This is a genomic window from Mesorhizobium sp. M0491, from assembly GCF_040321265.1.
In the GTDB taxonomy this organism is placed as follows: Bacteria; Pseudomonadota; Alphaproteobacteria; order Rhizobiales; family Rhizobiaceae; genus Mesorhizobium.
Window position 1 is genome coordinate 198,444 of the sequence record NZ_JAMYRE010000008.1, and the last position, 22,384, is coordinate 220,827.

Below are 22,384 nucleotides of genomic sequence, written 5' to 3' on the forward strand. Positions count from 1 at the left end.
TGCCGTAACGGCAGGCTGTTTAGGCTTTGCTAAATTAAAGTGACCAAGTCAACGAAAGGCTTGGTTCGAGGGGGACGCGTGTCCAGGACAAGAGCCAATTTGCTGCTGCTATTCGCAGCCGCTTTGTGGGGCTTCGGCAATGTCTCGCAAAAGATGGTGCTTGTGCATCTCGACGCGCTGAGTGCGGTGGGTCTGCGCTGCCTGATCGGCGGGCTGCTTGTGCTGCCCTTTGTCTTGATGGAGAGGCGGCTTTCGCTCGGGCCGGACTATTTTTCCAGCTTGGCCAAGGTGGGCGCGCTGTTTGCCATCTCCATCACGCTCCAGCAGCTTTGCTATATCAGTGCCTCCGTCACCAATGCCAGCTTCCTGGTCAGCACGGCAACGGTAATGACACCGCTAGCCGCCTGGTTTCTCGCAGGCGAGCGTCCGACAGCGAGTCTCACGGTCGCCGCCGGGCTGACCGTTGTTGGCGCACTGCTGTTGTCGGATGGGATTGCCGGGTTCAGCAGTGGCGATCTCACCGCTGTCCTCTCGGCTGCCTGCTATGCGCTCTGGGCAGTCGAGCTGGGCCGGCACATGCAGGTGCATGCGCGGCCGTTCACCGCAGCCGCGACACAGTTCTTCGGCGCCGCAGCCTTCGCCCTGCCGCTCGGCGCAATGCAAGGCAATCTGTCGTTGGCCGCCGCATTCGCAGCCGGCCCGGAACTGGCGATCCTCGGCGTGTTCTCCACTGCGATTGCCTTCGGCATACAGACGGTTGCCCTCCGCTTTACGCCGGCCAGCCACGCCGCCGTGATCGTCAGCGCAGAAAGCGTTTTCGGGGCGCTGGGCGCGGCGATCTTTCTCGGCGAGCGGAGCTCGTCCGCGAGCGCATTGGGTGCCGCCATCATTCTGGGTGCGATCCTGTCCGTGGCACTGTCGAACCGAGCGCCGCAGGCACGCACGTCCTTGCGAACCGCTTCGGTTCAACCCTCCGACGGGGCCCCTGCCTTTGCAGCTGCCGCCGCAAATTGGGCAGGCGATCGTCACCCCAACAATTCAGGTCCAGTGGAGGAATGTGATGACCCTCGCCGGTGATGCGAAACCTATTCCGGCCCCGGCTGCCGCCCGACACGGGGCCAGTGGCGTCGATCAGCCAGGCGGCGGTGGCCTTGCCGATGGCGGCAGGACTTGTCGTGGGGGCGCAGTGATGGACGCGCGGACGATCCTTCTTCCTATCGCACATTTGGTTTCGGCGCTTCGCGCCCGCATGAAGGGACCGGGCGGCTATTACAACAGCGGTAACGCGCTCGGCCTCATTGTCGGTCTCGCGATCCAGATTGCTACCGCGCCGGTCGGCTTGCATGAGGGAAGCAGCGTCACCATGGCGGTGATCGAATATTTCGCCGGCAGCCATGGCACTGTTGCGCTGACCTTGACCACCCTGGTCTTCTTCTGGGGCGGCGAGGCCTATCACCGGGCCTGGGCAAGGCCGGATGCTCCCGATCCCACCCTCAACCGTCTGGGCGACTTCCTGTCGGGTCTGGGTGCGATCGGACTCGGTATTGCCCTGTTGCTGCTCGGCGATCCATTGCTTGCGGCGACCTCTGGCCTGCTCCATGCCCTGGGCAAATTCGGCAGCACCTTCCACAGGCCCGGCACGCCAATTCCGATGTGGCCGGCCGCTTGGCCCGATCCGTTCCGCAGTGCGGTGCTCGCCAGCCGGTTGCCGGCAATGCTGGCGACGACCGTCGCCCTCGGCCGAGCTCTGCCGGAGGTCTGGTCGGGCGGGTCCTTCGCGGCACTCGCCATGCCACTGACCTTGCTCGGCTGTTATCTTTTGTGGACCAAGGCCGATCTGCTGCTGTTCGGGGTGGGTGCCAAGGCGCCCCGCCAAATTTCCACATGTTGAGCTCGCTTTTTGAAACGACCGGATGTCGAGATGGAGAATGACATGTTTGGCAGTGTATATCATCAGGACGCCGGCCCCCTATCCTTTCGTGAACGGGTACGGACGAAAGGTTGGGGCATTCTGACGCCGGTCAGTTCAATCTCGAGAGTGACAGGAATAGTCGCAGCTTCGATGTTTTGGGCGATCTCTGCCCATGCCGCGAACGTTGACGTCGCTATCGTGTTCGCGGTCGATTTCTCGTCGTCAATCGATCCAAAGATCGCCGATATGCAACGCGAGGGACATGCCGCGGCACTCACCTCGCCAGAGATCATCGCCGCCATCAGCCGGAATTACGTTGGCTGCATCGGCATTGCCTACTTTGAATGGTCGAGCCCCGGACACGCGCGCATCGTGCTGCCGTGGACAAGCATCTGCGGACTGGAAGATGCCAAAGCGGCGGCTGCGGTGATCAGCAGGAAAGGCGATACCGGCTTCATCCGCAGAGGGCGAGGCGGAACATCCGTTTCCTCGGCTATCGACATCGGCAGTCTCCTGCTCGACCAGTTTCCGGGAAAGGCAGCCAAGAAAGTCATCGATATCTCCTCCAACGGCGAGAACAACGACGGGCTTCCCGTCCAACCGAGCAGGTCGAACGCCATAGCCAAGGGATATACGATCAATGCCATCGCCATCCCGACGGAGGATGAGAGTCCCGACGAACCTCTGGCATCCTATTTTGCAGAATCGGTCATTGGCGGTTCCCAGGCCTTCGTCATGACGCCGAAGGGGCCAGACGACTACACGATGGCGCTTCGCCGCAAGCTCGTGACTGAAGTAAGCATGATCGACGACCGTCCGCTGTGAAGTGTGCCATACAGGACGAACTTTCGACGCGCCATCCGAGCGCATTGCACAACGAGAGCCCGGCCCGCTGCAGCGCGGGACCTTGTGGGGACCGTCAGGACAACAGCCTATCGCCGCAACGCGTGTATGCTTGCCTTGCTTTCGCCGGGCACCGGCAACGCCATGTCGTCATCGAGAAGACGCGTGATGCGGGCAAAGCCGGTGAACGCTTTCCTTGCTTCCTCGGCCGACATCTGGCCCGACAAGGCGGCCGAGCAACAATTCAGCGCGCACTGATAAACCGGACCGCGCCGTCCCGTCGGCCATTTCCGCAAGAACATCATGGCTTCGGCAACACTATCGATTTCTTCCAAAGGGTGTCCCTGCCCGCGCGAAATCCGCACGGGCGAAAAGAAATGCAATTGATCCATCGTTTCCTCCCGGTCGACCGCAATGCGCTCGATCGAACCCCACCAAACGCGCCAATAGCCGGTTGGTTCCAGGCAAAAATAGAATTTTTTAGAAATCTGTCAGGCGAAGGCGATCACCCGTGCGGTGGTGAGTGTCGCCTACATCGTGGGGAAGTGGCAGGCGACTTTGCGACCGGGCCGGTATTCCCGCAACTGCGGCCGCTCCGAACGGCAGCGCTCCGCCGCGATCGGGCATCGGGGATGGAAACGGCAGCCGGTTGGAGGATTCAGCGGGCTCGGTACGTCGCCGGTGAGGATGATGCGCTTGCGCGTCCCACCGGGCGTCGTCTCCACGACGGGAACCGCCGAGATCAGCGCCTGGCTATAGGGATGGGCTGGTGCTGCAAACACTTCTTCCGCCGGCCCTTCTTCGACGATCGAGCCGAGATACATGACCGCGATGCGGGTTGAAACCTGACGTACCACAGACAGGTCGTGGGCGATGAAGATGTAAGTGAGGTTGAGCTTCTCCTGCAGATCGGCGAGCAGGTTGACGATTTGCGCCTGCACCGACACGTCGAGCGCAGAGACGGGTTCGTCCAGGACCACAAGGTCCGGATTCAACGCAATAGCCCGCGCGATGCCGACGCGCTGGCGTTGTCCGCCGGAAAATTCGTGCGGAAACCGCATGACGTGATCCGGCAGCAAGCCGACAAGGTCGAACAGTTCCGCCACGCGTTTGGTGATCTCGCTCGACGAGAGCCTGCCATGGATGCGCAGCGGCTCGGCCACCAGGTCGCCGACGCGCCGGCGCGGATTGAGCGATGCCGACGGATCCTGGAAAACCATTTGCAGGCGCCGCCGCAGCGGCCTGAGTTCAGACAGCGACTTCGAGGTGATGTCGTTGCCTTCGAACAGAAGCTCGCCGTCCGATATGTCGTAGAGCCTCACCAGACAGCGCGCCAGCGTGGACTTGCCGCATCCGGATTCGCCGACCAGCCCAACCGTCTCGCCGCGCCACACGGTCAGGGAAACATTGTCGACCGCATGGACGGTTCGCTTACCCTCGGCAGAAAAGCGGCTGCCGATGGAAAAGCGCTTGCCCAGCGAACGCGTCTCGAGGATTGGGCGGTTCTTGTCGATCATCGGTCCGCTCATGCCTGTGCCACCCTGAAGCATGCCGCGGCATGGGTGCCGCTCCCGAGATCGGGCTTGCCGGCCTCGCAGGGTTCGTAGTGAACTGGACACCGCGGACCGAACGCACAGCCCTGCGGCAGTCGCAGCAATGATGGCGGCGAACCGGGAATGGCCGGCAGGCGCCGTGGTTTTTCGCCGGTCAGCGGCGGGATCGAACCCAGCAGCGCGCGCGTATAGGGGTGTCGCGGATCGGAAAACAGCTCCGCGCGACTGCCGCGCTCCACCACGCGGCCGGCATACATGACCATGACCCGGTCGGCGAGTTCGGAGACCACGCCCATGTCATGCGTGATGAAGACGACCGCCGACTTGTGCGTCGCGCGCAGCTTGCGCACCAGATCGAGAATACCGGCCTGTACGGTGACGTCGAGCGCCGTGGTCGGTTCGTCAGCCACCAGCAGCGCCGGATTGCAGGACAAAGCCATTGCGATCACCGCCCGTTGACGCATGCCTCCGGACAGTTGGTGCGGGTAGCGCGACATCGCCTCGTGCGGATTCGGAAAATTCACCTCGGCCAGCAGTTCCTCGACGCGCTCCATCGCCTTGGACTTGCTGATGTTGCGATGCGCGCGGATCTGTTCGGCGATCTGCCAGCCGATCGTGTAGACAGGCGTCAATGCGGTCATCGGATCCTGGAAGATCATCGCGATCTCGTTGCCGCGTAGCCGCCTGAGTTCGCGTGCGGGCAGTCCCACGAGTTCGCGGCCCTTGTAGCGGATCGACCCTTCGATGGTGGCGTTGGGATCGGTGATGAGACCCATGACGGCCAGCAGCGACACGGTCTTGCCGGAACCGGACTCACCGACGACACCGAGGATCTCGCTCTCCTCGAGGTCGAAGGAAACGCCATCGATGGCCCGCACCAGGCCATCATTTGTGCGGAAGGAAACTCTGAGGTCGCGCACCGACAGTATCATGATGTCCTCAGGCGCGGATCGAGAAGGATGTAGATGAAATCTACGACCGCATTGGCGATAACCACGAACATGGACGCATACATCACCGTCGCCATGATCATCGGCAGATCGAGATTCTGCAGAGCGTCATAAGTGAGCTTGCCGATGCCGTGCAGCCCGAACACCACCTCTGTCAGCAAGGCCGAGCCTCCCACCAGCGCGCCGAAATCCAGGCCGAACAGAGTGACGAAGGCGATGAGCGACGTGCGCAAGGCATGGCGCAGCAGGATGCGGGTTTCCGACAGCCCCTTGGCCCGGGCCGTGCGGATATAGTCTTCCTGCAGCGATTCGATGATTGCCGCGCGCAGCACGCGCCCGTAAATGCCGATATAGAGAATGGACAGTGTGATCCAGGGAATGACCAGGGTCAGAAACCAGCCCTTCGGATCGTCGGAGAAATTCTTGTAGCCGAGCGGTGGCACCCAGGAGAACGCCCAGCTGTCGTGGTAGCGGCTCTGGGTGATCAGGTTCATCACTTCGCCCAGCCAGTACACCGGCATCGAAATACCGAGCAGCCCCAGCGCCATCAGCAGCTTGTCCAGCCAGCTGCCGCGCGTGGCGGCGGCGGCGATGCCGATGATGATGGAGACGACCACCCACAGGATCGCCGCTCCGAACACCAGCGAGAGTGTGACCGGGATCGAATCCATGACCGCCGGCACCACCTTCCAGCCACGATTGACGAAGGAGGTCAGGTCGCCGGTGACGAAGATCTTCTCCATCATCGTCACATATTGCACGTAGAGCGGCCGGTCGAAGCCGAAGCTGTGGCGTACCGCCTCCAGCACTTCGGGCGATGCATTGCGGCCGGCGATGCGCGCCGCCGGGTCGGCGCCCGGCGTTGCGAAGAAAATCAGGAAGACGATGACCGAGATGCCGAACATCACGAACAGCATCTGGCCGAAACGGCGCAGGATGGCGTAGATCATCAGTCGCGCCCCAGCCGAACCTTGGAGCGCGGATCGAGCGCGTCGCGCAGGCCGTCGCCGAAGACATTGAGCGCCATGACGGAAACCGCGATCGCCAGCCCCGGCACCAGCGCCACCAATGGCCTGGTGTAAAGCAGCGCCTGTCCGTCCTGGATGATGGTGCCCCAGCTCGCGGCCGGCGGCTGCACGCCGATCGAAAGGAAGGAAAGCGCCGATTCCGTAAGCATGTTCAGCGCCATCATCAGCGGCACGAAGACGATGAGCGTGGTGGTGACGTTGGGCAGGATGTCGCGCCACAGGATGCGCCATCCCGGCACGCCCAGATTGATCGCGGCCAGCACGAACTCGCTTTTGCGCAGTGCCAGAACCTGCCCGCGGATTGGGCGGGCCACATAGGGCACGTAGACGATGCCGATGATGATGACAGGCAGCCACAGACTGCCGGACTCGATCTGGATCGGACCGATCGTGATGCCATGCGCGATGGTGACGATGGAGAGCGAAATCGCCAGCAGATAGATCGGGAACGCCCACAGTATGTCGAGGAAGCGCGACAGCACCGTGTCGGTGACGCCGCCGAAATAGCCGGCGATCAATCCCGCCGCCGTGCCCAGGATCAGGGTGAAGATGGTGGCTGCTCCGGAGATCAACAACGAGCTCAGCCCGCCATAGAGCATCCTGGCCATGACATCGCGGCCCTGGCTGTCGGCGCCGAGGAAATAATTGCCCAGCCGCCAGGTCGGGCCGAGCGGTGTGTAGCCAAGCCCCAGCCCTTCCGTCGATTGTTCCATCACCGGAACGTCGGCACCGTCGATCTGGATGACGGCGTCGAGCGTCGAGGCGAAGGGATCCACGCCTGCCCATTTCGCATAAAGAGGCGCACTGAGGCAGGCAAGGACGATGAGGAGGAACACGGCCAGCGACGCCATGGCAGCCCTGTCCCTTGCCAGCTTCGCAAACGCGAGGGCCCAGGGCCCTCGCGTCTTGCGCGGCGCGGCGACAGCTACGTTCGACACCGGCGTGCCCCTCCGCGGTTCGTTACTGTACCCAGGATTGGGTGATCATCCAGTTGAACTGCCGGTTGAACTTGAAATTGCCGAGACGTTTGCTGACAAAGTCAAGCCGCTTCGGCGTGAAGAGGCCAACGGCGGGTGCCTTGTCGGTGACTTGCCTGTCGATTTCAGCCCACATTTTGTCGGCGGCTTTCTGGTCGGTGACGCCGAGGTCCAATGCTTTTTGCATCTTGGCGTCGATTTCCTTGTCGCAGAAGCCGGCGATGTTGATCGAGGCGTCCGAACCTTCACGGAAGGAGGCGCAGCTGAACAGGATGTTCAGGAAGTCCGAGGCCGCAGGATAGTCCTTGTACCACTGGGTGACGGACATCTGCACCTTGTTGTTGGTGTTCTGGATGTAGGTGAACTGGATGTTCGACGAGATCGGCTTGACGTCGGCGACATAGCCGATGCTGGTCAGCACGCTCTGCAGATAGACGCCGATGGAGCGTGAAATGGCGGTATCCTCGACGATAATGGTCACCTTCTGGCCCTTGGTGCCGGAGTCCTCGACGAGCTGCTTTGCCTTGTCGAGGTCGGGAGCCGACCATTTGGCGCCCGGATTCTTGGTGAAGGGGCAATAGTCTTCATGGCCGGGGAAGTCCGGAGGCAGGACCTGGCAGACCGGCGAGGCCAACACCTTGCCACCGAACAGCTTGACCAGCGTGTTGCGGTCGATCGCATAGGCAACGGCCTGGCGCGCTTTTTCATTGTCGAAGGGCGCGAGACGGTTGTTCAGCGGCGCGTACCACCACGCCGAAAGCGGCGAGATGTGCAACTGGTCCATGGATTTGCTGCCGAGTTCGCCGAGGCGGTCGCTCGGCAGCGCGTCGAACATCCAGTCCGCTTCGCCGTTCTGGATCGCCGTGACGGCTGCTTCCTCGGACAGGCCGAAATCATACTGGACGACATCCGGATAGCCGTCCGGCTGCGCGTCCTCGCTCCACTGCTTGAAATTGGGGTTGCGGGAAACCGTCATGCCCTTGTTGGGATCGAAGGCGGAGATTGTGTACGCGCCGGTGCTGGGAATAGGCTTGGAACCCATGTCTTCCGCGGGCGTATCCGCCGGCAGAACCACGGCATGGGGCAAGGCAAGCTTGTAGAGCAGCTCTGCATCCGGCTTGGTGATGTTGATGGTGATGGTGCCGGCCGCCTCGTCGCCGACAACGCCGCCCTCCAGCGTGCAGCTCTTGGTGTCGGCCAGGCATTTGTCGGCGCCGACGATGCCGGCATAGAACGTGCCGGAGGTGGGTCCGGAAACCTTGAAGATGCGCTGGAAGGAAGCGACGACGTCCTTCACGCCAAGATCCTGGCCGCTGGAGAACTTGATGCCCTTGCGCAGCTTGAAGGTGAAGGTCTTACCGTCATTGCTGACCTGCGGCAGGGCCTCGGCCAGATCGGGAACGATGGTGAAGCCGTCCATGCCCTCGGCCTTGCGGAAGGCCACCAGGCCGTCATAGATCGGCTGGTACATCTGCCAGCCCTGGTCCGTGTAATTGATGTGCGGATCGAGCGTTCCGGCCGCGGAGCGGGCCAGCAGGCGGATGGTGCCGCCCCGGTGCTCCTTGAGATATTCGGCCTGTGCCGGGGCCAGCCATGTACCGGCCAGCAATGCCGCGGCTGTTGCCGCCAGAAGCAGTTTCTTCATGTCTTGATTCCCCTTTTTTCAGTTATCGTTGTGGTCCAGGAAGTCTCCCACCACCCGCATGCACGCATCTTGCTCTTCGACATGCGGCATGTGGCTGGAATGCTCGAATATCTCCCAGCGAGACCCCTTGATGCCGTCCTTGTAGGGCTGCACGGTCGCGGGCGTGGCCTCGTCGTGACGTCCGGAGATGATCAATGTGGGAACATCGATGGCCGGCAGGCGCTCAACGATGCTCCAGTTCTTCAGCGTTCCGATGACATGGAACTCGTTCGGCCCATTCATCAGATTATAGACGGTCGGATTGCGCACGACCTGGGCGAAACTTTCCGTGACTTCGGGCGGGAAAGGCACGACCCGGCAGACATGCCGCTCGTAGAACACCATCGTCGCCGCCTGGTACGCCGCATCGTCCGTCGTGCCGGCCTGCTCGTGCCGGGTCAGAGTCTCCTGCACATCGGCGGGCAGATCCGCACGCAACCGGTTGGCCTCTTCGACCCACAGTTTCATGGACGCCGGTGAGTTGGCAATGGTCAGCGATTTCAGACCCTTCGGCCGCGTCACGGCATATTCGGCGCCCAGCATGCCGCCCCAGCTCTGGCCGAGCACGTGGAAGCCCGCCCGAATGCCGAGGTGGTCGATCAGGTTTTCAAGCTCGTCGATGAACAGCCCAGGTGTCCAGAAATCGGCGCCTTTCTCAGGCAGCAAGGTGGAATTGCCGCAGCCCAACTGGTCATAATGAATGACGGCGCGATCCCTTCGCGCAAGAAGCTTGTAGGCATCGACATAATTGTGGGCGACGCCCGGGCCGCCATGCAGGATCACCACCGGCGCCTTTTCGCCACCGAGTTCGCCACTGACCCGATACCAGGTCTCGTAGGCACCGAAAGCGCCCCGTCCTTCCATGCCGATGATCTCAGATGACATACCAGTTCCCAGTGCGGTTGAAGGCATCTTGTATTTGTCCGTGACGACGGGGGCCTAACTCATGTTGCGGGTGACCTGCACCCACTCTTCCAGCATCTGCACGCCAAATGCCGTGGCACCTTGCCTGCCGAGAGGCCGATCGGTGTCGGTCAGTTCCTTGCTGGCGATGTCGAGATGCACCCAGGGGCGATCTTCCGTGAAATGGCGCAGAAAGGCCGCGGCATAGGGAGCGTCGCCGTCCTCCATGTCCTTGGCATGATGCCTGAGGTCCGCGAACGGCGATTGCAGGCCCTCATCATAGGCCCGGTCGAGCGGCAGCCGCCAGAACCGTTCGCCGACCGTTTCTCCGGCCGCGATCATCTGTGACGCGATGGCATCGTCGGTGCTGAACAGGCCGGCGAATATCGAGCCCAGGCCACGCGTCACCGAATAGGTCAGCGTTGCCAGATCGACGATCACCGAAGGGTTGAAGCGCGTGGCTGCATAGTGGAGGCAGTCGGCCAGAAGCAGGCGTCCTTCCGCGTCCGTGTCGAACACTTCCACGGTCTGTCCCGAGGCCGTGGTGATGATGTCGCGCGGTTTGAGCGCGGTGCCGGATGGCATGTTCTCGGCGATGCCGAGAACACCGACAACATGTACCGGGCTGCCTTGCCGGGCGAGCGCGATCAGCAGGCCGACCACAGCGGCCGCTCCGCCCATGTCGGCTTTCATGTCGAACATTTGCGCTCCGCCCTTGATGCAGAGGCCTCCCGAATCGAAGCAGACGCCCTTGCCGACGAAAGCGAGTGGTTGAGCGGGCGCACCCTTGCCCCGGTAACGCAGGACAGCGACCCTAGGCGGGCGCGCCGAGCCCGATCCAACAGCAAGAAGCGCGTTCATGCCGAGCTCCTTCAGTTGCGCGGCATCGAGCATTTCGATGTCGATTCCGGCTTCACGCAGCGGCTCCAGATGATCATGGAAATTGTCGGGATGGAGATGGTTCGGCGGCAGGTTGACCAAGGTCCGCGCATATTCGACACCGTCGGCGATGGCATTGATCCGCGCCAGCGCCGCGGTCAGATTTGGGCCGCGGGCCCCGACCAGTTTCACCCGCAAGGTTCGATCCGCTCCCGCCCCTTGCCGCCGGTTGCGCATGTCGAAACGATAGCGGCGCAGCCGCATGCCGAGCGCGACACGCGCCAGGATTTCGGCTCCGGGCAGGTCAACGCCGGCGATGGGGTCCAGGACCAGCGTGGCCGCGCATTCTCCCTTGGCCTCCAGATGCGCGGCAAGCAGACCGCCAGCGCGTGCCAACGACAGGGCGGTTACGGTTTCAGCTTTGCCCAAGGCCAGGACGACCACGCGCTTAATCGATACGGCCTGAGGAGCAATAAGATCGATGCAGGTGCCGGATTCGGCCAAGGCGGCCGGGTCGGAGCAGGCGCGAGAGAGGATCCCGCTCATCTCGGCATCCAGGGCGACTGCCCGCGGGCCAAAGCCCGTGTGGGCAGTTTGCAAAATCACGACGACAGAGGCTTCGGCGGAAATCTCATCCGCGGTCTCGAAAACCGGCGCTGGCGATTGAGGCATAGGCTGGCGCTCTCTCCAATTGCGGCAATACCAGCCGGTAGCGAGCAACGCTTCGCTCGCCCCGGTGGAGACTGGTCAAGCCGGTCTCCGCCGTTCGTGGTATAATGCCGGTCCCCAAACAGTCGCTTTCTTGAGACGACTTAATTGCTCTTGCCTTCTGGGTATCCCCTAACGGGGCAGGCGATCAAACGCGAATTCTGCCCATGTCGATTGACAAAAACTCAACTGACAATTCATGATCGGCCAATGGCCCTTCCCTCACTCAATGGCATGCGCGCTTTCGAGGCCGCCGCTCGCCTCGGCAGCGTCAAGGACGCGGCGGAAGAACTGCATCTGACACCCTCGGCTGTCAGCCGCCACATCCGCGCGCTTGAACGAAATCTTGGCCAGGACCTGTTCGAACGCGGTTTTCGCCAGATAACGCCAACTATCAGGGGCTCCTACTATGCACGCAGCCTCTCGGAGGCGTTCGAAGCCATCTGGCGCGCCACCGATGACGTCAGCCTCTCCGAGGGGTCGCGCCACGGCAAGATCCAACGTGTCCGGGTCTTGTGCGTGCCCACTGTTCTGAACCTTTGGCTGGCGGACCGGTTGCCGAACTTTCGCCGGTTGCATTCGTCGGTGGATCTGGAGATCTCCACTTCAGGCAAGCGCGCCAACTTCGATTTGGCCATTGTCGACGAGTTCGTCTACAAGGCCGGCCCGGCTTTGACGCTGCTGATCCCGCTGCTTTTGACGCCGGTCTGTGCGCCTTCGCTTCTGGAGGGGCCTGTGCCGCTGCGATCGCCGGCCGATGGGTCAATCATCATCTGATCCATGAATGCGAAACCATGAGATGGAAGCGTTGGCTGGAGCAGGAAGGCGTTCTGGAAACGACGCCAAAATCCAGCACAACACTGGATGATTGCACCTTGATCATGCGCGAAGCGATCAATGGCGCGGGAATAGCGCTCGCGGACACGATGATGGCGCAAGATTTTCTGCAGCAAGGCAAACTGGTCGCCCCGTTCCGTGCCCGCCACACCTATCCGGCCGGCATTTACCTGCATCAGCGTCGCAGCATCGGCAACAAACCAGGCACCGGCCTGTTTCAGGATTGGCTGCTCGCCGAAGTCGCGGATCACAAGCAGCTTATGGCCATCGCTTAGATGGCCCTACCGCTTCAGATTGGAATCCCGGCGTCGAACTTCGAATCATCCGTGCCGGGCTCAGCGATGACCCACCATCGCCGTGCATCGATAATCGCAGTTCTCATTGAATATCTTTAAGGCCAAAGCCGGCAAATAGGTTGCTTGTCGGTTCCCCTGCGGCAGGCTTAACCTGCACGCGGCCAACGCGTGAGGGCGCGTGCTGCAAAAGGGGACCATTGCAATGACAATACAGGGTGCTTCACCTGATCTCTATAACGAGGATCTGGCTCCAGCCAAAGTTCGAAACTGGGGACCATTCTCGATCTTCAACGTCTGGACATCGGACGTTCACAGCCTCTGGGGCTACTATCTCGCCGCCAGTCTGTTCCTGTTCTGCGGCGGCTTTGTCAATTTCATCATCGCCATAGGCATCGGATCGCTGATCATCTACGCGCTGATGAACATGGTCGGCTATGCCGGCGTGAAGACGGGCGTGCCCTACCCCGTGCTTGCCCGCGCCTCTTTCGGCATCTGGGGCGCCAACATACCGGCACTGGTGCGCGCCATCGTCGCCTGCTTCTGGTACGGCGCGCAGACGGCCGCCGCCTCGGGCGCGATCGTGGCGCTGCTGATCCGCACCCAGTGGTTCGCCGATTTCAACGCCAGCACGCATTTCCTCGGCCATACCGGCCTGGAGGTGATCTGCTTCGTGGTCATCTGGGGGCTGCAACTGCTGATCATCCAGAACGGCATGGAAACGGTGCGCCGCTTCCAGGACTGGGCCGGCCCCGCAGTGTGGGTGATGATGCTGATCCTGGCGATCTATCTCTGCGTCAAATCCGGGAGATTTGCCTTCACCAGCGACATCCCGATGGACGTGTTGCTGGACAAGACGAAGGACGCGGGCGTGCCCGGCACGCCCGGCTCGTGGACTTCGCTGTTTGCGGTGGCAGCAATCTGGGTCACCTATTTCTCGGCGCTCTATCTCAACTTCTGCGATTTCGCCCGTTACGCGCCGGACAAGGCATCGCTGCGCAAGGGCAACATCTGGGGTCTGCCGATCAACCTCATCCTGTTCTCGCTGGTCGCCGGCGTCACCACCATTGCCGCCTTTGACGTCTATGGCGAAGTGCTGCTGCATCCCGACCAGATCTCGGCGAAATTCGACAGTTGGTTCCTGGCGGCGCTCGCAGCCCTGACCTTTGCGGTTGCGACCCTGGGCATCAACGTGGTCGCTAATTTCGTCTCGCCGGCCTTCGACTTCTCCAACGTCTTCCCCAGGCAGATCGACTTCAAGAAGGGCGGCTATATCGCGGCCGTCATTGCCCTGCTGCTCTATCCCTTCGCGCCATGGGAAGGCAGTGCCGCTTCCTTCGTCAACATCATCGGCGCGACGATGGGGCCGATCTTCGGGGTGATGATGGTCGACTACTACCTGATCCGGAAGGGTGAGGTCGACGTCGAAGCGCTTTACCGCGAAGACGGCGAGTTCCGTTTCCAGGGCGGCTGGCACGTCAATGCCTTTATCGCCGCCGGCATCGGCGCCATCTTCTCGTCGATCCTGCCCAACTTCACCAACTGGCTGCCGTCCTGGTGGGGCGTCTATGGCTGGTTCTTCGGCGTGGCGATCGCCGGCATCATCTACTACGTGCTGCGCACCGCCGCTTTGGGCGCCGGCGCCAGGACCGCGAAAGCCTGACAAGGTGAATTTTGGGGCGGCGAGAGCCGCCCCAAAACCTACCCGAGCATCTCGGCCAATCTGCGCACTGTGTTCCAGTTGCGCGACGTGCCCGTGCCCAAGCGCTTGTGATTCATGGCCGCGAGCAGCCGCGAGCTTGTCCTCTCGCGTGAAAATACGACCCAGATGTCGCCGCCGACCGAAGTCACTTTTTCATCCTCGCCGGCATAGGCTTGGAGCCCCTTCACGGCCTCCACGGGCGCAGGCTTGCGCATCACCCGTACGGCCACCTGATCGCCTGTTTTAGCCGAATCGGCCGGGAACGGATTGCCGGCGGCAAGCTTCAGCCAGTCCTCGGCACCACGCACGATGATATCGACATGGCGGCCGAAGGTCTTTTCGAAGACTGTTTCCAGCCGCCGTTCGAGGTCGGCGATATCAGTTGCCGGCGCCTCGAAGACCAGATTGCCGGTCGCCACCAGCGTGCGCGAATTCTTCAACCCGAAATCTTCCGCCATGGCCTTGAGGTCGGCCATGACGACCCGGCGGCCCTCGCCCAGGATGATGCTGTAAAGCAGCGCGACATAGGTCTGCATTGCCGCCCGACCTGATCGCTACACCAACCGGCTCTGCTCCACCGCCGCCTCGATGAAACTGGCGAACAGCGGATGCGGGTCGAGCGGCCGGCTTTTCAGTTCCGGATGATATTGCACGCCGATGAACCAGGGGTGGTCCGGATACTCGACCGTCTCCGGCAGCACGCCGTCGGGCGACATGCCGGCAAACACCAGGCCGCAATCTTCGAGCCGCTCCTTGTAGTCGACATTGACCTCGTAGCGGTGGCGATGGCGCTCGAAAATCTGTGTGTCGCCGTAAATCTCGGCGATCTTGGAGCCCTTGGCGAGTTCGGCCTGATAGGCGCCGAGCCGCATCGTGCCGCCGAGATCGCCGGTTTCCCGGCGCTTCTCCAGCATGTTGCCTTTCAGCCATTCGGTCATCAGGCCGACGACCGGTTCCTCGGTCGGACCAAACTCGGTCGAAGACGCATGTTCGACGCCGGCCAGCGACCGCGCCGCCTCGATGCAGGCCATCTGCATGCCGAAGCAGATGCCGAAATACGGCACCTTGCGCTCGCGCGCGAACTTCGCCGCCAGTATCTTGCCTTCGGCACCGCGCTCGCCAAAGCCGCCGGGAACCAGGATGCCATGCACCTTTTCCAGCCATGGCGTCGGATCCTCCTTTTCGAAGATCTCCGATTCGATCCAGTCGAGCTTGACCTTGACGTGGTTGGCCAGGCCGCCATGCGACAGCGCCTCGATCAGCGATTTGTAGGCATCCTTGAGGCCGGTATATTTGCCGACCACGGCGATGGTGACCTCGCCTTCCGGATTGTGGATGCGGTTGGACACCGCCTGCCACGGCTCCATGCGCGGCTTCGGGGCCGGATCGATGCCGAAGGCGGCCAGCACTTCCGAATCGAGCCCTTCCTTGTGATAGGCCATCGGCACGTCGTAGATGTGCGGCACGTCGAGCGCCTGGATCACAGCGCTCTCGCGGACGTTGCAGAACAGCGACAATTTTCTGCGTTCTTCCTTGGGGATGGCGCGGTCGGCGCGGACCAGCAGGATGTCGGGCGCGATGCCGATGCCGCGCAGCTCCTTGACCGAATGCTGAGTCGGCTTGGTCTTCAGCTCGCCCGCTGTCGGGATGTAGGGCATCAGCGTCAGATGCACGTAAACGGCGTTGTTGCGCGGCAGGTCGTTGCCGAGCTGGCGTATCGCTTCCAGGAACGGCATCGCCTCGATGTCGCCGACCGTGCCGCCGATCTCGCAAAGCACGAAATCATAGTCGTCATTGCCGTTGAGGACGAAATTCTTGATCTCGTCGGTGACGTGCGGAATGACCTGCACGGTTGCGCCGAGATAATCGCCGCGCCGCTCACGCTCGATGATGTTCTTGTAGATGCGGCCGGTGGTGATGTTGTCCTGCTGATTGGCGGAGCGGCCGGTGAAGCGCTCGTAATGGCCAAGATCGAGATCGGTTTCCGCGCCATCATCAGTGACGAAAACCTCGCCATGCTGGTACGGCGACATCGTGCCCGGATCGACATTGAGGTAGGGGTCGAGTTTTTTGATGCGTGCGCGATAGCCTCGCGCCTGCAGGAGAGCCCCAAGGGCCGCTGCGGCTATGCCTTTTCCAAGTGAGGAAACCACGCCGCCTGTGATGAATACATATCGCGCCATGGGAGTCATCGCTTAACGCGGCCGGATTGATTCCGCCAGAGAAAAAACCACCGCGAAGGTTTTTTCCCAAGAAGGCGCTCGGATCGTGAACAGGGCAAAACAAAAGGGCCGGCTGAGCCGGCCCTTTCGGCAGGATGACGAAAACGTCAGATGATGACGACCTTGGTGCCAACCCTGACGCGGCTGTAGAGGTCCATGACGTGCTCGTTGATCATGCGGAAGCAGCCATTCGAGGCGCTGGTTCCGATCGACTGCGGCGCGATTGTGCCGTGGATACGCAGATGCGTGTCCTTCTTGCCGTCATAGAGGTAGATGGCGCGGGCGCCGAGCGGGTTCTGGCCACCGCCGGGCATGCCGTCCTTGTACTGGCCATAATGCTTCGGCTCACGCTTCTGCATGTCCAGCGTCGGGATCCAGCGCGGCCATTCCTGCTTGTCGCCGACCGCAACCGTACCCTTGTACTGCAGACCCTCGCGGCCGACCGCAATGGCGTAGCGGCGGGCGGTGGAGGACGATTCGACGAGGTAGAGGCGCCGCGCACTGGTGTCGATGACGATGGTGCCCGCATCGTAACCGCTGAATTCCACGTCCTGCGGCACGAATTCCGGCTTCACCTTGAACTGCTTCTTGGCTTCCCTCTTGGCGAGCACCTGGTCGAGAGCCCGTGTCTCAGGGAGATAGCTTATCGAAGACCCGGACGAGGTCCCGCCGAAGAGACCGGCGAACAGACCACCGTTGCTCGGCTGCTTCTGGCCGATGACCTCGCTGCGCAGCTCGCCATTGTTGCCGGTCAAGGCGACGTTCATCGCCTCTGCCGGAAGCGGCTCTGCCGATTGGATCGGCGCGATCGGTTCGATAGGCTCGATGATCTTGGCAACCTGCTTCTTGGCCGGCTTGGCATCGGCCACCTCGGTTGCCGGCGCGCTCTTGCCCTTCTTGGCAAGGAACGCCTGCCGTTCAGCGTCGGCCTTGGCCTTGGCCGCCTCGCGCATCGCCAGTTTCCTGGCTTCGAGCGCCTTGGCTTTGGCGGCCTCCTTGTCGGCAACGATCTTGGCCTCGATCTTCTTGATCTGGGCGAGGTCGTCGGGCGTCGGGTTTTTCTTCTTCTTGAGAAGCTTCAATTGCGACGCGTCACTTTTGACGGCGACGTTGATGGCGGAGGTTGTTTCAACCGAAGGCTGTGCGGCCATATTGGCCGGAACGCCTGCGAAAGCGGGGGAACTCACGCCGAGTGCGGCGCAAAGTCCCAGGAAAATGAAGCTGCGAAGCTGCATGGCGAAGATCCGATCGTTCTATGCTTGTTGCCACGGCGTCGCCCAGCGCCCCCCAAGGGCGCCGGAAATGCCGCACGCAATCTATAGTCGAATAAGCGCGGGCGCCTCAAGCGCGAGGCCATGCCTCACCTCGTCGAATCTTCGTGATCTCGCCGCATTTGCCGCGACTGTGTTCAAACGACCACAGATCGCGGTTTCAGGGGCCCGAAGACTATTGGTTCGGCACCTGCGGGGCCGCCGGCGCGGCGGGAGCCGTGCCGTTGGTCGCCGGCGGCGTCGAGCCGGCGGCAGGCGCAGTCGCCGGAGCCGCGGCGTCGTTGCCGGAAGGCGCCGTCGGCGTGGTGCTGCCGGCGGGCGCCGGGGTGGTCGTGCCGGGCAATTGGTTGAGCACGCCTTTGCCTGCGCCGTCCGACGTCGCCGGCACGCGGTCGAGGATATCGATCGGCTTCTCGCCGTAGCGGGCGACGATCGACAGTGTCAGTGACGTGGCGAAGAAAGCGGCCGCCAGGATCGCCGTCGCACGCGTCAGCGCATTGGCAGCACCACGCGCGGTCATGAAGCCGGATCCGCCACCGATGCCGAGGCCACCGCCTTCGGAACGCTGCAGCAGCACCACGCCGACAAGGGCGAGCACGACCATGAGATGGATGACGATCAGTACGGTTTCCATAGTTTATCCTGGCAAGGCCTTGCCCGGCCGCGGACACGACCGGTGAATTGGAGGCGGCTCAATACAATGCTTTGACGGCATTTCCAAGCCCGTGGCCGGAATATGGGAAGCAACCCGTCCTTTGCAACGATTTCGTGTACCGGAAGCCCTGTCCGGCGCAGCGAATGTCTTCAGGCAATATTGCGATAGGCCTCGGCGATGCCGAGAAAATCCGCCGCTTTCAGGCTGGCGCCGCCGACCAGCGCGCCGTCGACATTCCTGACGCCGAGCAATTCGACCGCGTTGGAGGGCTTGACCGAGCCGCCGTAGAGAATGCGCATCTTCGCCGCGACGCCGCCGAGCTTTTCCGACAGCTTTTCGCGGATATGTGCATGTGCTGCCGCCACATCGCCGGCTGTCGGCGTCAGGCCGGTGCCGATCGCCCATACCGGCTCATAGGCAATGATGGTGTTGGACGGGGTGGCGCTTGGCGGGACCGAACCATCGACCTGCCGCGACAGCACATCCAGCGTCGCGCCCGCTTCACGCTGTTCATGCGTTTCGCCGACGCAAATGATGGCAACAAGCCCGGCACGCCATGCGGCGGATGCCTTTGCCTGGACAGTGGCGTCATCCTCGCCGCGTTGCTCGCGGCATTCGGAATGGCCGACGATGACATGGCTCGCACCGGCATCCCTGAGCATTTCCGCCGAGATGCAGCCGGTGTAGGCGCCGCTCTCCTTGGTATGGCAATCCTCACCGCCGGCATGCACCGGCGTGCGTGACAGGATCTCCGCGGCGTGGGCAAGCAGGGTCGCGGGAACGCAAACCAACGCTTCGGTCTCCGCGTCAAGTCCGCTCATGAAGCCGTTGCCGATCATCCGGAGCTCGTTGAGCGAGGCACTGGTGCCGTTCATTTTCCAGTTGCCGGCGACGAGCGGGCGAATTCCTGGCGTCATGGGTTTGCTTCTCCGGATGATATCGGGGCTCTGGCCCTCACTACCAAAATCAGGCCACAAAGCAATCGACAGTGGGCCGGAAGGGCGCTATTGCGCTTGTTTCAGACTCGGCGCATGCGAAAATGCGCATAAATCGGAAGTAAAAATGCTTGGTATATTGAGAAGCGCGGCAGGCACCTGGGTCGCGAAGGGGCTGTTGGTGCTGCTGGTGCTCAGCTTTTTGGTCTGGGGCGTTTCCGGACGGCTGATGGGTGGTTTGGCCGGCCATGATTCGGTCATTACCGCCGGCGGCACCAAAGTGTCGATCAACGAATACCGTCTCGCCTATGATCGCCAGCTCGCTGTCATGTCGCAGCAGTTCGGCCAGCGTCTCAGCCACGAACAGGCAAAGGCACTCGGTGTCGACAACCAGGTGCTGGCGCAGCTCGTCTCAGGCGCCGTTCTCGACGAACAGGCCCGCAAGCTGGGCCTCGGACTTTCCAAGGACCGGCTGGCCGAGTTGACGCGCGAAGACCCGGCATTCAAGGGCCCGGGCGGCCAGTTCGACCGCAGAACATTCGAATACATGCTGCAGCAGATTGGCATGCGGCCCGAGGACTATCTGAAGAACCGTGCCCAGGTGGCGGTGCGCCAGCAGATCGTCGAGGCTGTCTCGGATGGCCTCAAGGCTCCGGACACTTTCTTCAAGGCTGTTGCACTCTATCGCGGCGAAGACCGCACCATCGACTATTTGACGCTGCCCAAGGCACTGGTCGAGCCGATCGCGGCACCGTCCGATAGCGTGCTCTTGGCCTATTTCGAAGCCAACACGAAGACATATGCGGCACCCGAATACCGCAAATTCTCCTATGTCCGCCTCGAACCCGTCGACATCATGGACACGACCGCCGTCACCGACAGCCAGGTCAGCGACGACTACAACAAGAACAAGGCGCGTTACACCACGCCGGAACTGCGCACCGTCGAGCAGCTTGTATTCAAGACGCCGGATGCGGCCAAGGCCGCACTCGATTCGCTCAAGGCCGGCGCCACCTTCGACAAGCTGGTCACGGCGGAAGGCAAGACCCCGGCCGACACGCTGCTCGGCACGCTTGCCAAGGACAAGATTGCCGACAAGGCGGTCGCCGGCGCGGCCTTTTCGCTCAATGCCAATGAAGTCAGCCAGGTCGTGCAAGGCGCCTTCGGTCCGGTGCTGCTGCGCGTCACCGAGATCAAGCCCGAGGTGGTGAAGCCACTGGCCGAGGTGTCCGATCAGATCCGCAAGGATCTGGCGCTGGGCGAGGCAAGCCGCATCCTTCTGGACGTGCGTGACAATTACGATGACACCCGCGCCGCCGGCAGTTCGCTGGCAGAGGCCGCGGCCAAGCTGAAGCTGAAGGTCGTCACCATCGACGCCATCGATCGCAGTGGGCTGCGGCCAGATGCAAGCATCGTCAAGGACCTGCCGCAATCGCCGGAGCTGATCAAGGCGGTCTTCGACGCCGAACCCAACACGGAAAACGATGCCTTGACCACAGCCGACAACGGCTTCGTCTTCTATGAGGTGGCGTCCATCACGCCGGCTCGCGACCGCACGCTGGATGAGGTTCGTCAGAAAGTCGTCGCCGACTGGACGGCGGCGGAAATAAGCAACCGGCTGGCCGCCAAGGCTGACGAGCTGGAAAAGCGGCTCAAGGCCGGCGCAACGCTCGATGTCATCGCCAGCGAACTGAAGCTCGAAAAGCAGACCAAGCGCGGTGTCAAGCGTGAGGCTGACGACGTCGATTTCGGTAAGGAGGGTGCGGCAGCGATGTTCGGTGTCGGCGAAGGCGGTACCGGCCTGATCCCCTCGCCCACCGGCGACGGGCAGATCCTGTACAAGGTCGCCGAAGTGTTCGAGCCCGCCGGAGCCGATGCCAGCTCGGTGCCGGATGACGCACAGAAATCCTTCACCTCCGGCATGTCGGACGACCTGCTCGACCAATTGGTGGCGCAGTTGCAGACGCAGTACGACGTTCGCATCGACCAGGCCGCCGTCGCCCAAGCCTCGACAAGATGAGCGCGCTGAAAACCCATATCGCCAAGATCGCGACCGGTAGCGCGCTTTCCTTCGAGGAAGCGCGCGAGGCTTTCGACATCATCATGTCGGGTGATGCGACCCCCGGCCAGATCGGCGGCTTCCTGATGGCGCTGCGCGTGCGCGGCGAGACGGTGAGCGAGATTTCAGGCGCCGTCGCAACCATGCGGGCCAAGATGCTGCACGTCGACGCGCCCACCGATGCCGTCGACATCGTCGGTACCGGCGGCGACAATTCTCACAGCGTCAACATTTCGACGGCATCGGCCTTCGTCGTTGCCGGCAGCGGCGTGCCGGTTGCCAAACACGGCAATCGCGGCCTGTCGTCGCTGACAGGGGCAGCCGATGTGCTGGTGGCGCTCGGGGTCAAGATCGACATCTCGCCCGATTTCATTAGCCGTTGCATCCACGAGGCAGGCGTTGGCTTCATGTTCGCGCCCGCGCATCATCCTGCGATGAAGCATGTCGGCCCGACCCGCGTCGAACTCGGCACCCGCACCATATTCAACCTGCTCGGGCCGCTCTCCAATCCGGCCGGCGTCAAGCGGCAGCTGGTCGGTGTGTTCCTGCCGGAATGGATCCTGCCGGTTGCCGAGACACTGAAGGCGCTGGGTGCCGAGCATGTCTGGGTCGCCCATGGCGACGGCTATGACGAGATCACCACCACCGGCGAGACGCAGGTCGCCGAACTGATCGGCGGCGAAATCCGCAGCTTCACGCTGACCCCTGAAGCGGTTGGGCTGGCGCGCCATAGCAAGGATGAGTTGCGCGGCGGCGATGCGGACTACAACGCCAAGGCCTTGCGCGATATGCTGGGCGGCGGCGCCGGCGCCTATCGCGACACCGTGCTGATGAACGCCGGTGCCGGACTGGTTGTGGCCGGCAAGGCGACGACGCTTGGCGACGGCATCGCGGCGGCGGCGCAAGCCATCGATAGCGGCCGTGCCCTGCAAGTGCTCGACAGGCTGGTCGAGATTTCGAACGGATAACGGAT

General features: G+C 62.4%; 21 protein-coding genes. 8 read left to right on the top strand and 13 right to left on the bottom strand.

Features of this window, described 5'->3' with window-relative positions; all coding sequences use genetic code 11:
* The first annotated feature begins 78 nt into the window (after positions 1 to 78).
* From NKI69_RS12870 to NKI69_RS12880, 3 genes are read left to right on the top strand one after another with little or no spacing between them, the layout of a single operon-like run.
* Positions 79 to 1,077: a DMT family transporter gene (locus tag NKI69_RS12870; RefSeq protein WP_352721523.1), complete on the top strand. Its 999-nt coding sequence runs from the start codon at positions 79 to 81 to the stop codon at positions 1,075 to 1,077.
* Positions 1,061 to 1,891, top strand: coding sequence for a hypothetical protein (locus tag NKI69_RS12875; RefSeq protein ID WP_245273307.1), 831 nt, complete (start codon positions 1,061 to 1,063; stop codon positions 1,889 to 1,891). Before NKI69_RS12870 ends, NKI69_RS12875 begins: the two co-directional genes overlap by 17 nt.
* Before the next feature lie 30 nt (positions 1,892 to 1,921).
* The gene (locus NKI69_RS12880; protein WP_502900177.1) at positions 1,922 to 2,737 is read left to right on the top strand and encodes a DUF1194 domain-containing protein; all 816 of its coding nucleotides are present in this window, start codon (positions 1,922 to 1,924) and stop codon (positions 2,735 to 2,737) included.
* A gap of 107 nt (positions 2,738 to 2,844) precedes the next feature.
* Here NKI69_RS12880 and NKI69_RS12885 read toward each other — a convergent pair whose 3' ends face one another.
* The 8 genes from NKI69_RS12885 to NKI69_RS12920 all read right to left on the bottom strand — a co-directional run bounded on the left by NKI69_RS12885 (position 2,845) and on the right by NKI69_RS12920 (position 11,401).
* Entirely contained in the window at positions 2,845 to 3,147 is a 303-nt protein-coding gene (locus tag NKI69_RS12885; protein ID WP_023813931.1) for a DUF982 domain-containing protein, read from the bottom strand.
* 138 nt (positions 3,148 to 3,285) lie between these two features.
* On the bottom strand, positions 3,286 to 4,272 hold the full coding sequence (locus NKI69_RS12890; RefSeq protein WP_127397497.1) for an ABC transporter ATP-binding protein: 987 nt from the start codon (positions 4,270 to 4,272) through the stop codon (positions 3,286 to 3,288).
* A gap of 8 nt (positions 4,273 to 4,280) precedes the next feature.
* Positions 4,281 to 5,240 carry an ABC transporter ATP-binding protein gene (locus tag NKI69_RS12895; RefSeq protein ID WP_013531724.1) on the bottom strand — a complete coding sequence of 320 codons (960 nt, stop codon included), beginning with the start codon at positions 5,238 to 5,240 and terminating at the stop codon, positions 4,281 to 4,283.
* Positions 5,237 to 6,208: an ABC transporter permease gene (locus NKI69_RS12900; RefSeq protein ID WP_352721526.1), complete on the bottom strand. Its 972-nt coding sequence runs from the start codon at positions 6,206 to 6,208 to the stop codon at positions 5,237 to 5,239. Before NKI69_RS12900 ends, NKI69_RS12895 begins: the two co-directional genes overlap by 4 nt.
* A complete protein-coding gene (locus NKI69_RS12905) occupies positions 6,208 to 7,224 on the bottom strand; it encodes an ABC transporter permease (protein ID WP_352721528.1) in 1,017 nt (338 codons plus the stop codon). Before NKI69_RS12905 ends, NKI69_RS12900 begins: the two co-directional genes overlap by 1 nt.
* A 22-nt stretch (positions 7,225 to 7,246) precedes the next feature.
* Entirely contained in the window at positions 7,247 to 8,908 is a 1,662-nt protein-coding gene (locus NKI69_RS12910) for an ABC transporter substrate-binding protein (RefSeq protein WP_352721530.1), read from the bottom strand.
* An 18-nt stretch (positions 8,909 to 8,926) separates the two neighbouring features.
* Positions 8,927 to 9,832 (bottom strand): proline iminopeptidase-family hydrolase, encoded by a 906-nt coding sequence (locus NKI69_RS12915; RefSeq protein WP_352721531.1) that lies wholly within the window; start codon positions 9,830 to 9,832, stop codon positions 8,927 to 8,929.
* A 54-nt stretch (positions 9,833 to 9,886) separates the two neighbouring features.
* Positions 9,887 to 11,401 carry a leucyl aminopeptidase gene (locus NKI69_RS12920; protein ID WP_352721533.1) on the bottom strand — a complete coding sequence of 505 codons (1,515 nt, stop codon included), beginning with the start codon at positions 11,399 to 11,401 and terminating at the stop codon, positions 9,887 to 9,889.
* A 246-nt stretch (positions 11,402 to 11,647) separates the two neighbouring features.
* On the opposite strand from NKI69_RS12920, the gene NKI69_RS12925 reads away from it, so the two are divergent.
* The 3 genes from NKI69_RS12925 (at position 11,648) to NKI69_RS12935 (ending at position 14,230) form a co-directional block, all read left to right on the top strand.
* Positions 11,648 to 12,214: a LysR family transcriptional regulator gene (locus NKI69_RS12925; RefSeq protein WP_352721535.1), complete on the top strand. Its 567-nt coding sequence runs from the start codon at positions 11,648 to 11,650 to the stop codon at positions 12,212 to 12,214.
* 17 nt (positions 12,215 to 12,231) lie between these two features.
* A complete protein-coding gene (locus NKI69_RS12930; protein ID WP_352721537.1) occupies positions 12,232 to 12,549 on the top strand; it encodes a LysR substrate-binding domain-containing protein in 318 nt (105 codons plus the stop codon).
* Between the two features lie 223 nt (positions 12,550 to 12,772).
* Positions 12,773 to 14,230: an NCS1 family nucleobase:cation symporter-1 gene (locus NKI69_RS12935; RefSeq protein ID WP_027161571.1), complete on the top strand. Its 1,458-nt coding sequence runs from the start codon at positions 12,773 to 12,775 to the stop codon at positions 14,228 to 14,230.
* A gap of 38 nt (positions 14,231 to 14,268) precedes the next feature.
* Here NKI69_RS12935 and NKI69_RS12940 read toward each other — a convergent pair whose 3' ends face one another.
* The 5 genes from NKI69_RS12940 to tpiA form a co-directional block, all read right to left on the bottom strand.
* Complete coding sequence (locus NKI69_RS12940) at positions 14,269 to 14,805, bottom strand: DUF1697 domain-containing protein (protein ID WP_023813922.1); 537 nt, start codon at positions 14,803 to 14,805, stop codon at positions 14,269 to 14,271.
* An 18-nt stretch (positions 14,806 to 14,823) separates the two neighbouring features.
* The gene (gene pyrG, locus NKI69_RS12945) at positions 14,824 to 16,461 is read right to left on the bottom strand and encodes a CTP synthase (RefSeq protein ID WP_352442407.1); all 1,638 of its coding nucleotides are present in this window, start codon (positions 16,459 to 16,461) and stop codon (positions 14,824 to 14,826) included.
* Between the two features lie 137 nt (positions 16,462 to 16,598).
* Entirely contained in the window at positions 16,599 to 17,726 is a 1,128-nt protein-coding gene (locus tag NKI69_RS12950) for a L,D-transpeptidase (RefSeq protein WP_023813920.1), read from the bottom strand.
* Between the two features lie 211 nt (positions 17,727 to 17,937).
* Positions 17,938 to 18,396: a preprotein translocase subunit SecG gene (secG, locus tag NKI69_RS12955; RefSeq protein WP_352721540.1), complete on the bottom strand. Its 459-nt coding sequence runs from the start codon at positions 18,394 to 18,396 to the stop codon at positions 17,938 to 17,940.
* Between the two features lie 170 nt (positions 18,397 to 18,566).
* Positions 18,567 to 19,334 (bottom strand): triose-phosphate isomerase, encoded by a 768-nt coding sequence (gene tpiA / locus NKI69_RS12960; RefSeq protein ID WP_023812909.1) that lies wholly within the window; start codon positions 19,332 to 19,334, stop codon positions 18,567 to 18,569.
* Positions 19,335 to 19,479: 145 nt separating this feature from the next.
* On the opposite strand from tpiA, the gene NKI69_RS12965 reads away from it, so the two are divergent.
* Together NKI69_RS12965 and trpD are read left to right on the top strand one after the other, a co-directional pair.
* Entirely contained in the window at positions 19,480 to 21,372 is a 1,893-nt protein-coding gene (locus NKI69_RS12965) for a SurA N-terminal domain-containing protein (protein ID WP_352721543.1), read from the top strand.
* On the top strand, positions 21,369 to 22,379 hold the full coding sequence (gene trpD / locus NKI69_RS12970) for an anthranilate phosphoribosyltransferase (protein ID WP_023812911.1): 1,011 nt from the start codon (positions 21,369 to 21,371) through the stop codon (positions 22,377 to 22,379). The genes NKI69_RS12965 and trpD overlap by 4 nt, the downstream gene beginning before the upstream one ends.
* Positions 22,380 to 22,384 lie beyond the last annotated feature (5 nt).